At 67.4% G+C, this 13,043-nt stretch carries 11 protein-coding genes and 1 pseudogene; 6 read left to right on the top strand and 6 right to left on the bottom strand.

The window, feature by feature from the left end; genetic code table 11:
- A pseudogene (locus tag P3W85_RS30300) lies at positions 1-199 on the bottom strand (hypothetical protein); the annotation flags it as partial.
- A gap of 336 nt (positions 200-535) precedes the next feature.
- Positions 536-1,039, bottom strand: coding sequence for a DUF6630 family protein (locus P3W85_RS30295; RefSeq protein ID WP_035810511.1), 504 nt, complete (start codon positions 1,037-1,039; stop codon positions 536-538).
- A 633-nt stretch (positions 1,040-1,672) separates the two neighbouring features.
- Here P3W85_RS30295 and P3W85_RS30290 point away from each other — a divergent pair.
- The 6 genes from P3W85_RS30290 to P3W85_RS30265 all read left to right on the top strand — a co-directional run bounded on the left by P3W85_RS30290 (position 1,673) and on the right by P3W85_RS30265 (position 9,252).
- The gene (locus tag P3W85_RS30290) at positions 1,673-1,840 is read left to right on the top strand and encodes a hypothetical protein (RefSeq protein WP_276267488.1); all 168 of its coding nucleotides are present in this window, start codon (positions 1,673-1,675) and stop codon (positions 1,838-1,840) included.
- Positions 1,841-2,047: 207 nt separating this feature from the next.
- A complete protein-coding gene (gene mgtA, locus P3W85_RS30285) occupies positions 2,048-4,867 on the top strand; it encodes a magnesium-translocating P-type ATPase (protein ID WP_017227433.1) in 2,820 nt (939 codons plus the stop codon).
- Positions 4,868-4,957: 90 nt separating this feature from the next.
- On the top strand, positions 4,958-5,680 hold the full coding sequence (locus tag P3W85_RS30280) for an MgtC/SapB family protein (RefSeq protein ID WP_017227434.1): 723 nt from the start codon (positions 4,958-4,960) through the stop codon (positions 5,678-5,680).
- 458 nt (positions 5,681-6,138) lie between these two features.
- A complete protein-coding gene (locus P3W85_RS30275; protein ID WP_276267487.1) occupies positions 6,139-7,122 on the top strand; it encodes a Bug family tripartite tricarboxylate transporter substrate binding protein in 984 nt (327 codons plus the stop codon).
- A 76-nt stretch (positions 7,123-7,198) separates the two neighbouring features.
- Positions 7,199-8,398 carry a CaiB/BaiF CoA transferase family protein gene (locus tag P3W85_RS30270; protein WP_276267486.1) on the top strand — a complete coding sequence of 400 codons (1,200 nt, stop codon included), beginning with the start codon at positions 7,199-7,201 and terminating at the stop codon, positions 8,396-8,398.
- Positions 8,395-9,252, top strand: a complete 858-nt coding sequence (locus tag P3W85_RS30265; RefSeq protein WP_276267485.1) for a citryl-CoA lyase — start codon at positions 8,395-8,397, stop codon at positions 9,250-9,252. The genes P3W85_RS30270 and P3W85_RS30265 overlap by 4 nt, the downstream gene beginning before the upstream one ends.
- 47 nt (positions 9,253-9,299) lie before the next feature.
- On the opposite strand, the gene P3W85_RS30260 is transcribed toward P3W85_RS30265, so the two are convergent.
- The 4 genes from P3W85_RS30260 to P3W85_RS30245 all read right to left on the bottom strand — a co-directional run.
- On the bottom strand, positions 9,300-10,529 hold the full coding sequence (locus P3W85_RS30260) for a GGDEF domain-containing protein (RefSeq protein ID WP_035812414.1): 1,230 nt from the start codon (positions 10,527-10,529) through the stop codon (positions 9,300-9,302).
- A gap of 255 nt (positions 10,530-10,784) precedes the next feature.
- The gene (locus tag P3W85_RS30255; protein WP_017227440.1) at positions 10,785-11,513 is read right to left on the bottom strand and encodes an IclR family transcriptional regulator; all 729 of its coding nucleotides are present in this window, start codon (positions 11,511-11,513) and stop codon (positions 10,785-10,787) included.
- 310 nt (positions 11,514-11,823) lie between these two features.
- A complete protein-coding gene (locus tag P3W85_RS30250; protein WP_276267484.1) occupies positions 11,824-12,291 on the bottom strand; it encodes a hypothetical protein in 468 nt (155 codons plus the stop codon).
- Between the two features lie 251 nt (positions 12,292-12,542).
- The coding region (locus tag P3W85_RS30245) for an anti-sigma factor family protein (protein WP_430869652.1) at positions 12,543-13,043 on the bottom strand (501 nt) is incomplete at its 5' end.

Raw genomic sequence — 13,043 nt, 5'->3', positions numbered from 1 at the left:
TGCCGAGATCGGCCAGCGAGAGCACGAACAGCACCAGCAGGGCGAGCGCGACGGGCCAGAAGAACGCCGTGGAAAGGCGGTAGAAAATCTCGGTGACGACGCTTTCCATCGGAATTGGCTGCGAGGCGGTTGGGCGAATCGTTGGAACGGAAACCAGGATGCGGAAATCGGGGCGGAAGCGCCGCCGGCGTTCGGCCATCCGCTGGCCGCAGCAAAAGCGGCAAAGCCGCGGCAAGCTGCCCCGGCCATTCCGGCGCAACATTGTACGTTGTCGACACCCCCTTTACCGCAATGCCGGCGCCCTGGTGGCGACCCGTTGCCAGCGCGCCAGGATTGCATGGGTCCTCGCCTGGAGCCATGCGCAACGCTCGTGCGCATGCGGCCCGGCACGGCAGATATCCGATGGTCCCGGACTGGTGCCGCCATCCCGCTGAAATGTCACAAAGATTGAACACGGATGGCAAGGCGGCGTCCCGACCTGCCAGGCAGCGGGCGCCGTTGCGCATCAGGCGCGCAGCGTGGGGCGCGGACGGCCTCAGTAGGTTTCGTCGGCGGGGTCGATCATCAGGTGCAGGCGGCCGGCGAGTTCGGCCAGCATGTCTTCGTCGCGGCTGCGGATCATCCATCCGGCGTAGGCGTCCGCCTGGGTATCCCAGCACCACAGCGTATAGCCAGCCGCGCGCAGCGAAGCCTGCGCGACCGTCATCAGCGCCGGCACATCGCGCCGCGCCAGAAAGGCAGGCGCCAGCGGATCGCCCACGCCCCAGTCAATGCGCAGATCGACCCGGTCGCAAAGCGCCTGCACGCCGCGCACCAGTGCCGCGGTGTCTTTCCAGTCGACGTAGAACCCCCCACCCTGGCCAAGCGCTTCGCTCAGGGGCCACAGCAGCAGATGGCCGTCGCAGCCCGGCTCGGCACGCGCAAGCGCCTGCTGGAACAATGTCCAATATCGTTCCGCTGCATCCTGGTCGTGCAGGGAAATCAGCAGAATGAGCTTGCGCAGGGCATCCTGCGTTTCACTCGTGAGCACAATGGTCATGGCGTCTGGCGGTTCGGGAATAGAGGGGGCTGAAGGGATCCGGCGCATGCGCGGCCCGCCGGGATGCCGCAGCCGGGTGAGGCGGTTGCCGGCGATGCCGGCACCAAACGTGAACTTGCTGCAGTGTTTTGCCAATTCAGCCAAAATCGCGGTCCCCTATTCTGACAAAGGTTGATACCGGGCGCCACTGCGCAAACGCAATGGACACCACACGGGAGATCCCGTCCGGATAACAATGCACGGCCTTGCCAAGCGCAATGCCAGGAATCGATTAGAACCGATTAGGACCAATCTCAATTCGCAGAAAAGCCGCAAGAAAGGGTTGCCAATCTCGCATTGCCTTTGATACCCTTCGCCCGGTTATCGCTACGGAGCTAATCTCCATGGACAGTTGTTCTAGTTGGCCCTCCGGCCAATCCCTGAACGGCTAGGCAAGTCCAGGCGTCTTTTCGCCACTGCCTAGCCGATACCGGCGGGTGGTGGTCCATTGCACGGATTCTCCGTGCAATCCCCTCTCCCAATCCGTTGTAAAGCCTGCGGCTGCCAGTCCGCGGTGCGCGCTCGTCCGCACGCCGCCATCCGGTATCCGCCCCTGCCTGCGCATGCCATCGGGCTATGGCGCAAGGAGGCCCCATGCCGTCCATCTTTATCGCTCAACACGCCCTGCTGGCCCTGCAGATGCTGCGCTGGCACGCCGCCGGCCCGGGCCGCGCCGCCGTGCTGCTGCTCGCACTGGCGCTGCCGCCCGTACGCCGGGCCGCGGCGCGCCACGGAGATCCGCACCTGCCGCGCCCGGGCTGACACCCGCGCCCCCGCTGGCATGCGCACTGCCAGCCGATCGATCCGCCCTTTCCTGCCGGCAGTCGTCCGACCGGGATACACAGGGCTGAATGCACCCACGCGGCGGATAAACACACCGCCTGTCTCGCAGCACCGGCAAGGACAGCGCTGTGCCCCCGCGCACGCGCCGCCGCCCGATCCGCCGGGAAACCACTGGGAACCACACCCATGAACCTGATGAAAACGCTCTTCGCCGCCTTCCTGCGCACGCGCCGGGCGACCCACCACTTCCGCCGGCTGGCGATGTTCGAATCGCTCGGCAAGCCGGGACCGTCGCGCACCGTGCCGGAAGCGCTGGCCCAGTCGCTCAAGCGCGCCGCCAGGGAGGACGTGCCTGCCGTGCTGGTACGGATGCGCTCGCACGAGGACGGCCTGACCAGCGCCGAGATGGAAGACCGCCTCAAGCAATACGGCCCCAACGAGGTCGAACACGAGAAGCCGCTGCCCGCGTGGCTGCACCTGTGGCATTCGTACAGCAATCCCTTCAATCTATTGCTGACGCTGCTGGCGGCCATTTCCTATTTCACCGACGACATGAAGGCGACGCTGGTGATCGGCACCATGGTGACGCTGTCGACCATCCTGCGTTTCGTGCAGGAGCGGCGCTCCAGCCAGGCGGCCGAAAGCCTCAAGGCCATGGTCAGCACCACGGCCACGGTGATCCGCCGCGACCTGGGCGCCGGGGTGGCCGCCGTCAGCGCGGAGTTTTTCAACGTGCACGTGCACTCCCGGCCGCCGACCAGGAGCGAGGTGCCGATCCGCCACCTGGTGCCGGGCGACCTCGTCGCGCTTTCGGCCGGCGACATGATTCCCGCCGATTGCCGCATCATTGCCGCCAAGGACCTGTTCGTCAGCCAGGCGGCAATGACGGGCGAATCGCTGCCGGTGGAGAAGTTCGCCGAGCTGCGCGACCGGCATGACAGCCCGCTCGAACTGGCCAACATCGCCTTCATGGGTACCAATGTGGTCTCGGGCGCGGCCACCGCCGTGGTGCTGGCCACCGGCAACCAGACCTACTTCGGCACGCTTGCCGCGCGCGTCACCAGCACCGACCGCTCGGCCACCGCCTTCCAGTCCGGAGTCAACCAGGTGAGCTGGCTGCTGATCCGCTTCGCGCTGGTGATGGCGCCGCTGGTGCTGCTGGTCAACGGCTTCACCAAGGGCGACTGGATGCAGGCCTTCCTGTTCGCGCTGTCCGTCGCGGTGGGCCTGACGCCCGAGATGCTGCCGATGATCGTCACCTCCACGCTGGCCAAGGGCGCGGTGATGCTGTCGCGGCGCAAGGTCATCGTCAAGCGGCTCGACGCCATCCAGAACTTCGGCGCCATGGACGTGCTCTGCACCGACAAGACCGGCACGCTCACGCAGGACAAGATCGTGCTGGAGCGGCACACCGATGTGCTCGGCCGCGTCAGCACGGATGTGCTCAAGCATGCCTATTTGAACAGCTACTACCAGACCGGCCTGAAGAACCTGCTCGACCGCGCGGTGCTCGATCATGCCGAGTTGCAAAGCGAGCTGATGCTGACGCAGCACTACCGCAAGGTGGATGAAATCCCCTTCGATTTCGAGCGCCGCCGCATGTCGGTGGTGGTGGCCGAGCGGGAAGACCACAACGAGCTGATCTGCAAGGGCGCGGTCGAGGAAATGCTGGGCATCTGCACGCGCGTGCAGATCGACGGCGCGGCACAGGCGCTTGACGCCGAGATGCTGGCGCGGGTACGCCGGGTCACGCACGACCTCAACGAGGAAGGCCTGCGCGTGGTCGCGGTAGCGATGAAGGAAACCCCTACCACGCAAACCCAGTACGGCGTGTCCGACGAATGCGAGCTGACCCTGGTCGGGTATATCGCCTTCCTCGACCCGCCCAAGGAATCCACCCTTCCCGCACTGCGGGCGCTGGCCGAGCACGGCGTCACCGTCAAGGTGCTGACCGGCGACAACGAACTGGTCACCGCCAAGATCTGCCGCGAGGTGGGCCTGCCGGTCACGCGCGTGCTGCTGGGGCCGGACATCGAGAAGATGGACGCGCCCGCGCTGGCCCGCGCCGTGGAAGAGCACAATGTGTTCGCCAAGCTCTCGCCGATGCACAAGGAGCAACTGGTGCGGGCGCTGCGCGCCAACGACCATGTGGTCGGATTCATGGGCGACGGCATCAACGACGCACCGGCGCTGCGAGCGGCCGATATCGGCATCTCGGTGGACAGCGCGGTGGATATCGCCAAGGAAGCCGCCGATATCATCCTGCTGGAAAAAAGCCTGATGGTGCTGGAAGAAGGCGTGATCGAAGGCCGGCGCACCTTCTGCAATATGCTGAAGTACATCCGCATGACGGCCAGTTCCAACTTTGGCAATGTCTTCTCGGTGCTGGTGGCCAGCGCCTTCCTGCCCTTCCTGCCGATGCTGCCGCTGCAGCTGCTGGTGCAGAACCTGCTGTACGACGTCTCGCAGATCGCCATTCCCTTCGATCGCGTGGACAAGGAACTGGTATCGAGCCCGCTGCGCTGGAACCCGGGCGACATCGGCCGCTTCATGGTGGTGTTCGGGCCCATCAGCTCGATCTTCGACATCACGACTTTTGTGGTGATGTGGTACGTATTCGCGGCCAACCACGTGGAGGCGCAGGCGCTGTTCCAGTCGGGATGGTTCGTGGTCGGCCTGCTGACGCAGACCCTGATCGTGCATATGATCCGCACACCCAAGCTGCCGTTCATCCAGAGCCGCGCGGCGTGGCCGCTGACGCTTGCCACGGTGGCCATCATGGCCTTGGGCATCTGGCTGCCGATGGGCCCCCTGGCATCGTATTTCAAGCTGGAGGCATTGCCGCCGGGCTATTTTCCCTGGATGATCGGCATCGTGCTGGGCTACGCCCTGCTGGTGACGGCGGTCAAGCGCTTCTACATCCGGCGGTTCGGCTGGCAAGGACCGGCCAAGCGGCAACCGCACCCGCCCTGCGTCGCGACGGTGGCGCCCGTGACATCGGCGTGACACCTTGCCGGCGTAAAAATGCGAAGGCCGCAAGCATGAGCGCATGAACGCAGTATCCAAAACAAATAACCTTCCAGCCGGGGAAAACAGATGTCCCTCCAAGCCTTCCAGAACATCAACCTGGACTCGCTGCTCGACACCACCGTCAGCCTCACCACGGCCTTCATACTGGGCGCGGTGATCGGCTACGAACGGCAATACCGCCAGCGCACCGCGGGCCTGCGCACCAATGTGCTGGTGGCGGTGGGTGCCGCCATCTTCGTCGACATGGCCAATCGCATGGCCGGACACGACGGCGCGGTGCGGGTGGTGGCCTATGTGGTATCGGGGATCGGCTTTCTTGGGGCGGGCGTGATCATGCGCGAGGAGGGCAATGTGCGCGGCCTGAATACCGCCGCCACGCTCTGGGGCTCGGCCGCGGTCGGGGCCAGCGCCGGCGCCGACCTGATCCTGGAGGCCGGGCTGGGCTGCCTCTTCGTGCTGGCCGCCAACACCCTGCTCAGGCCGCTGGTCAACCGCATCAACCAGCAGCCGATGGATACGCCGGCGGTGGAAGTCACCAACACGGTCTATGTGATCGCGCCGCGCGCCGCCCAGAAGCAGGCCTTGCGGCTGCTGGAGCAAGTCCTGGAGGCAGGCAACTACCCCACGCGCGACCTCGAGGTCCACGCCTTTGGCGACAGCGACGTGGAGATCGAGGCGGTGCTGACATCCACCTCCGTCGATGGCGACGTGCTCGACCGCCTGATGGCGCAACTGGCGGAGTCCGAACACATCCACCAGGCATTCTGGAGCCCCAGCACGACGGATTGACGCCGGCCCCGGCGGCAGGCGGCCGGCAGGCGCGCAATGCGCTCGCTCTTGTTGCAAGGCATGCACAACCTGTCATCTGGATCATGACCGCGCACGGGTAATCCCGGCGCGGTCTTTTTTTTCCCGGGACGACTTCCGGATGAGCACGACCGCAGCACGACTGGCGCGTGATCGGCCACGCCATGCCGCCCCGCGCACCGGTCCTGCACGCCGGACCGGCAGCAACGGCAGCGCCTTGACAACCCCTCTCCAGCCTCCTATTCTCTCGGATAAATTCCTTAAGTAAGATCGTTGTTCTATCTTATAGAACACAAGAGAGACAGATCCCCGACGCCGGAAATCGCCGCCACCGCCATCCTCCCCAGCCTCGAGCCTCAATCCCGGGCCCGCATGACAAGCCCGCCCTTCCGAGCGGGGCGGCCCGGCATTGCCTTGCACCATCCCCAGACGGAGTCAATATGAAGCGCTTTTCCTCCCCCATCCGTGCCTTGCTGCTATTGGCGCTGCCCGCGGCACTCGCGGCCGGCGCCGTGCCGGCCGCCGCCGGCAGCTATCCGACCCAGCCGGTGCGGCTGGTGGTGCCCTTCCCCCCGGCCGGCGGCACCGACGTCATGGCGCGGCTGGTGTTCAACAAGGTGGGCATGGCCACGCACTGGAACGTCGTGGTGGAAAACCGCGCCGGCGCGGGCGGCAATATCGGCATGGACGCGGTGGCCAAGGCCCGTCCGGACGGCTACACCCTGGGCATGGGCCAGACCGCCAACCTGGCGATCAATCCCACCCTGTACCCCAGGATGCCTTACGACGCGGTCAAGGACTTCGCGCCGGTGGCGCTGGTTTCCGCCCAGCCGCTGGTGCTGATCGTGCGCAAGGACGCTCCGTACAAGACCCTGGCCGATCTCGTCGCCGCGGGCAAGGGCAAGCAGCTCTCGATGGCTTCGGCCGGCACCGGCACGGTGGGCCACCTGACCGGCGAGATGTTCGCGCGCCGCACCGGCATCCGGATGCTGCATGTGCCGTACAAGGGCGCGTCGCCGGCGCTGACCGACCTGCTTGGCGGCCAGACCGACCTCTACTTCGCCACGCCGCCCATCGCGCTGCCCATGATCAAGGCCGGCAAGCTGCGCGCCCTCGCAGTGACGTCGGCCAAGCGCCTGCCGCTGCTGGCCGACGTGCCCACCGTGATCGAAGGCGGCTATGCCGGCTTCCAGGCCGAGGACTGGAAGGCGCTGGTGGCGCCGGCCGGCACGCCGGCGGAAGTGGTCCGGCGCGTCAACGAGGAAATCAACAAGGCCATCGCCCAGCCCGACACCATCGCCAGGATGCGCGAGGAAGGCAGCGAGCCGCGCGGCGGCTCGCCGGCGGAGCTGGCCGCGTTCATCAAGGCTGAAAACACCCGCTGGGGCACCATCGTGCGCCAGTCCGGCGCCAAGGCAGAGTAAGGCCTTTGCCGCATCGCCCGCCGCGGCCGGCTTCGCACTGGCGAACGCCCGCGGCACCGACACCTGAAAGCGCATCATGCAAACACCGCTACGCCATATCCGCGTCCTCGATCTCACCAACGTGCTGGCCGGGCCCTTCTGCTGCCACCAGCTGGCCCATATGGGCGCCGAGGTCATCAAGGTGGAAACGCCCGGCACCGGCGACCTCGCCCGCCAGCTCGGCGCCGACGCCGAGCTGAACCGCAGGCTGATGGGCGTGTCCTTCCTGGCGCAAAACCCCGGCAAGCGCTCCATCACCGTCAACCTCAAGCACGCGCGCGGCAAGGAAGTGTTCCGCAAGCTGGTCGAAAGCGCCGATGTGCTGGTGGAAAACTTCCGCCCCGGCGTGATGGACCGCCTGGGCCTGGGCTTCGACGCGCTCAAGGAAATCAATCCCAGGCTGATCTACTGCGCCATTTCCGGCTTCGGCCAGGATGGCCCGCTGTCGGACCTGCCCGCGTACGACCAGATCATCCAGGGCATGTCCGGCGTGATGAGCATCACCGGCGACCCGCAGACCGCGCCCTACCGCGTGGGCTACCCGGTGTCGGACACCATCGGCGGCATCACCGCGGCCTTCGCCGTGGCCGCCGCGCTGGCCGACCACCAGCGCACGGAAGGCTACTTCATCGACGTGTCGATGCTGGAAGCCACCCTCGCCACCATGGGCTGGGTGGTATCCAACTACCTGATCACCGGCAAGACCCCCGCGCCGATGGGCAACGAGAACATGACCGCCAGCCCGTCGGGCGCCTTCCACACCGGCCAGGGCCTGCTCAATATCGCCGCCAACAAGCAGGAGCAGTTCGAAGCGCTCTGCCGCGTGGTCGGCCGCCCGGAACTGGCCACCGATGCGCGCTTCGCCGAGCGGCAGGCGCGGCTGGCCAACCGCGCCGAGCTGACACGCGAGCTGGAGACCGAGCTGGCGAAGAAGTCCGCCGACGCATGGTGGCAGCTGCTCAACGAGGCCGGCGTGCCTGCCGGCCCGGTTTACAGCGTGCCGCAAACGCTGGACCACCCGCAGGTCAGCGGGCGCGGCATGATCGGCGGCTTTGCCGACGTGCCCGGCGTGGGGCGCGACATCCGGCTGGTGCGCACCGGCTTCAAGCTCAACGGCGAGGCGCCCTCGGTCGACACCCCGCCACCCGAACTTGGCCAGCACACCCGCGACATCCTGGCCCAGCTGGGCTACAGCGAAGCGGATATTCAAACCCTGCAACAGGAGCATGCGGTATGAGTGAACCCATCAAGGCAAGCGGCGAAATCAACGAGGGCCAGCGCCTCTCCCAGGACTGGTGGCGCACCGGAATCATCGATATGCAGCCCGGCGAGATCCGTTACCGCGGCTATCCCATCGAGCAGCTGATCGGCCAGGTGTCGTTCGCGCAGATGATCTGGCTGATGCTGCGCGGCGAGCTGCCCGGCCGCAAGCAGGGTGAACTGCTGGATGCCGCGCTGATGTCGGCGGTGGACCATGGTCCGCAGGCGCCGAGCATCGCCATCGCCCGCATGGCCGCCACCTGCGGCGTGGGGCTGAACAACGCCATGGCATCGGCGCTCAACGTGCTCGGCGACGTGCATGGCGGTGCCGGCGAACAGGCGGTGGAGCTATACCAGGATGTGGCGCGGCGCATCGATGGCGGCCAGGCGCAGGAGGAAGCGGTCAGGGGCGCGCTGGCGGATTACCGCGATGCACGCGGCAAGTTCGTGTCCGGCTTCGGCCACCGCTTCCATCCGCTCGACCCGCGCGCCCCGCGGCTGCTGGCGCTGGTCGACAAGGCCGCCGGCGAAGGTGTGGTATCCGGGCGTTTTGCCGCCATCGCACGTGCGGTGGAAACCGAGCTGGGGGCCGGCCGCAGCAAGCCAATCCCGATGAACATCGATGGCGCCACGGCCGTGATCTATGCCGAGCTCGGTTTCCCGGCGCCGCTCGCACGGGGACTGTTCTGCCTGTCGCGCTCGGTCGGCATCCTGGCCCACGCATGGGAGCAGACCCAGCAGGGCGGCCGCAACAAGGGCCCGATTCCGCGCCAGTACATCTGGACCTATGACGGCCACCCGCCGCGGGATGTGCCGCCGGCCCAGGACTGACCATCCGGCGCGGGGGCGGTACCGCTGCACCCTGCGCCCCGACTCCCTTATGCGATGGGGAGATGCGAGGAATCGCCGACATCGCCGGAAACGGGCCGCGTGGCGGGCGCCATCCAGGACGCCAGCGCATAGCGGTCCCGCCCGAACTCCTTGGCGGCGTAGAGCGCCCGGTCGGCCGCCGCGAACAAGGCCCGCCACAACCCCTCCACGCCCGCCGCCCCGCCACGCAACTCGGCCACGCCAATGCTGACGCTGGCAAAGGCCACCGGCTCGCCGGGCAACGGGATCGCGCGCACCTTGCGCAGGATCCGGTTGGCCAGCGCGGTCGCCTGGGATTCGTCGGTATGCGGACAGAGAATGCAGAATTCCTCGCCGCCATAGCGGCCGGCCACATCGGAAGCACGCCGGGAATTGTCGATGGCCTCGGCAATCAGCTTGAGCACGCTGTCGCCCGCATGATGCCCGTTGCGATCGTTGACCTGCTTGAAATGATCGACATCGATCACCAGGCATGACAAGGCCTGGCCGTGCCGCTCCCAGGCCGCCACCAGACTGATCGCCGCCTTGTCGAGCGCGCCGCGGTTGAGCAGCCGCGTCAGCCCGTCCAGCCGGGCGCCATGTTCATTGGTCGCGATGACCTGCTCCATCGCCATCAGCGTAAAGCCGAACAGCGCGAGCAAGGTCGCCACCAGTGGCGCCAGCAGCAAGATAGCGTTGGCACTGCTGGCGTAGAAGGGGCCGGCGGAAACCGCTCCCGAGAGACCAGCGGATAATCCCGCCAGCTGGGTCGCCAGATGGACAAGGCTGGCAACGATCACGAGCGGGGTGCCAATACTGCGCCGGCCCTGGTGGCAGTGCAGCGTGGTGACAACCGTCAGCATTGCCACCAGGGCAAGGCTGCCGTAGCCGACCACGTGCATCCGCGCATAGCCGTTGGCCATGCCGGCGGCGCCGGCCAGCGCCAGCCCGGCTGCGGCCACGCCAACCGCGAGCGTACGATCCCACGACGGCAAGCCATAGTAAACCCGCACGCCGCGGTAGATCAGCAGCCGGCCGGCAATCAACACCACCGCCGCCCCGGCGCTGAGATAGACCTGGCGGGCCGAAGCATTGGCTGCCAGCACGAGTCCGGCCGCCGACACCAGCAAGTGGCCCCAGGCCCACAGCCGCCCCGCGGCACTGGGCCTCAACGCGGCCAGCAGGCCCGCTGCGATGGCCAGCGTGCTGGCGTACACCACCCCCATGACGACGACGATCGTTTGCTGGTCTAACTGCACGGGATTCCTTTGAAGATGCCGTGTTGCCGGTGACGTTGACGGAAAGAGGCGGGGGCGTACCTGGTTGCCGGGTCAATTTCGCAAAGGCGCATGATAACGTCACCGGCGTCCACCGGGCACCCCCGACAAGCCGGGCATGGGGTATGCCAGGGCACGCAGCGATGTCCACGCCACCCGCCACGGCCCCCGGGACCCGCCCCAGTGCACAGGAAACCGGCGGGAACTGCCTGGGGTCAGGTCAGGATCGGGCCAAAGTCAGACCGGAAACGGGAAGCTGCCGCCCAGCGCCAGCGTCAGGTCGCGTGCGGCTGCCAGCACATGGGGCCGGAAGCCCTCGTCGAAGCGGGGGGTGGGGCAGGTCAGGGTCAACGCACCCTTCAACTCGCCATCCGGCCCGAACACCGGCGACGATACGCCCGCGACGTCCGGGATGCGGTCTCCGGCCAGCGCGGCGACGCCCTCCTCCCGGATCTTCTGGTAGATCTCCCCTCGCGCGCCGCTGAACGCGCGCAATACGCGGCCGCCGGCACCGCGGTTGCGCGGCAGCAGTTCACCCGCCTTGGCATGATCGCGCACCGGCTGCGGCGAATCGACGCGGTACAGGCACAGGCGGTGCTCGCCCTGCTCGACGTGGAACGCCGCGCTTTCGCGCGTGGCCTGCACCAGTTGGCGCAGCACCGGCATCACCACCAGCTCCAGCGAGAACGAGGCGGAATACACCGAGTGCAGGCGCGCCACTTCCGGCCCCAGGCCGTAGCGGCCGTCGGTATGCCGCAGGATGAGGCGGGCATGCTCGAGCGACGCCAGCAGGCGCAGCAAGGTGCTCTTGTAGAGTCCCGAGCGCTGCGCCAGTTCGGCCAGGCTCAGGGTGGTATCGCCCAGGCGAAACGCGCAAAGCACGAACAAGGCCCGGTCCACGGCTACAGCGCCGCCGTCGGCGGCATGCTTGTCGGCTTCGGAGAGCTGGGCGGCTTTACGTGGCATGGAGAGACTTGGGCAGGAAGGGTAAATGGGATCAGCGGGCGGGCAGGAAGCGGCGGGAGCCGCCAGGTGCAAGCTGCATCCTGTATTGTCGCACCGAATTCCACGGTTCAGAACGGTGCCGACCTTGTCGATCGCTGCACCGGCACGGGAATGCCGGGGGCAAGATCCAGCGCCGGAGGCATTCCGACCATGTTCGGAGACGCGCCGCGCGTAGGGAGCCGGACGGTTCTGGCTGCCCGGTCGGACGGCGGGATATGCGCCGTCAGCGCCCGGGCGGAAACCAGCCACTCACCTGCGGAGCAGCGCGTCCTCAACGATGGTGCATGCCGCCGCCATGGAAGCCACCGTGCTCCATCCCGTGGAACGACCCGTGCGGCGCGCCGCGGAAGCCGCCGCGGAAGCCACCGGCCACGCCCGCGCGCGGCATGAACACGCGATGCATGTGATGGAAGTGATGGAAGCGGTCGACGAAGATAAAGCTCGCTCCGAAGCCGACGCCGACCGGCGCCCAGTACCAGGGATCGACATAGTAAGCCGGCGCCGGATAGGCCACCGCGCCGCCGCTGGTGTCCACCACCTGCCAGGTGCCATCGGGCTGCAGGCAGGCCAGGCCTACCACCTGTTGCTGCGTCCCGTCGATCTCCGCCTGCCCGACCACCTGCTGGCAAGGCGCCGAGCCCGTATCCCATGTACCTGCCTCCGCCATCTGCGCGGCCGCGGGCATGCCGAAACCGAGGCCGGCAAGCAATGCCGCCGCGGCACCAAGAACTTTGCCCATGATGTTGTCCCCGGTCCGAATACCCGACGTCGCGATGCGCCGGGCCTTGGCCCGCACGCATCCCACGGCACATCGGTTTGCCTGCCGGACCGCTGCCGCGCCTCCCTACACAGCCGCGGTCCTGCATGAGGTAAACGCAGCGGCGGCCCGCTTTATTCCGCGTTATTCGCTCTATTCTGTTTCATTCCATTTCATGCCCTGCCGCCGCCGAGAGCCAGGGCAGGCCCGCGGCCATGCCGCGGCAAGGCGCGCTAGCGCCAACCCTCCGGGTGACCGCCGAGGCTGGCGCAGACATCGCTCGCGATGGCGCGCAGCCGGCCCTCCTCCAGTTGGCCGGACAGGGCATAACCAGCGCCGCCGCTGACCCAGTAGAAGGTGCGGCGGTCCGCGCGGCGCAGCAGGCCGACGGAAGCCAGCGCGGGAGCCGCTGGCGAAATGTAGAGCGTGAGCCGCTCGCCGGTCCGATTCTGGTACATCAGTTGCGCGGCCGGCCCGCCCTCGCCCGGGAGCAGCCGGCCACCCATCAGCGCGTAGCCGTACTCGTCCAGCGAAGGAATGGTCAGCGTGCGCGCCAGCCGGCGCGACAGCCAGGTGCGCAGGTGAGCCTCGTCCACGGCAGCCACCTCGACGGGGTGGCGCTGTTCAGGGGCGTACACGGCGTACGCCGTATCGGCATGGCGCGCAAAGGCATGCGGATCGGCGCTTGCACCCGGCAGCCACGCCGCGCCAATACCCAGCGCCAGCGCAGCCGC

Origin of the sequence: Cupriavidus basilensis (assembly GCF_029335485.1) — a bacterium.
GTDB classification, from domain to species: domain Bacteria; phylum Pseudomonadota; class Gammaproteobacteria; order Burkholderiales; family Burkholderiaceae; genus Cupriavidus; species Cupriavidus basilensis_E.
Note: the sequence above shows the minus strand (reverse complement) of the source record. Positions and strands in the feature narration are given on the sequence as shown.

Coding starts and splice junctions, on each gene's coding strand:
- P3W85_RS30295 (WP_035810511.1), bottom strand. CDS start 1,039: ATGACCATTGTGCTCACGAGTGAAACGCAGGATGCCCTGCGCAAGCTC.
- P3W85_RS30280 (WP_017227434.1), top strand. CDS start 4,958: ATGTCCCTCCAAGCCTTCCAGAACATCAACCTGGACTCGCTGCTCGAC.
- P3W85_RS30275 (WP_276267487.1), top strand. CDS start 6,139: ATGAAGCGCTTTTCCTCCCCCATCCGTGCCTTGCTGCTATTGGCGCTG.
- mgtA (WP_017227433.1), top strand. CDS start 2,048: ATGAACCTGATGAAAACGCTCTTCGCCGCCTTCCTGCGCACGCGCCGG.
- P3W85_RS30255 (WP_017227440.1), bottom strand. CDS start 11,513: ATGCCACGTAAAGCCGCCCAGCTCTCCGAAGCCGACAAGCATGCCGCC.
- P3W85_RS30265 (WP_276267485.1), top strand. CDS start 8,395: ATGAGTGAACCCATCAAGGCAAGCGGCGAAATCAACGAGGGCCAGCGC.
- P3W85_RS30270 (WP_276267486.1), top strand. CDS start 7,199: ATGCAAACACCGCTACGCCATATCCGCGTCCTCGATCTCACCAACGTG.
- P3W85_RS30250 (WP_276267484.1), bottom strand. CDS start 12,291: ATGGGCAAAGTTCTTGGTGCCGCGGCGGCATTGCTTGCCGGCCTCGGT.
- P3W85_RS30290 (WP_276267488.1), top strand. CDS start 1,673: ATGCCGTCCATCTTTATCGCTCAACACGCCCTGCTGGCCCTGCAGATG.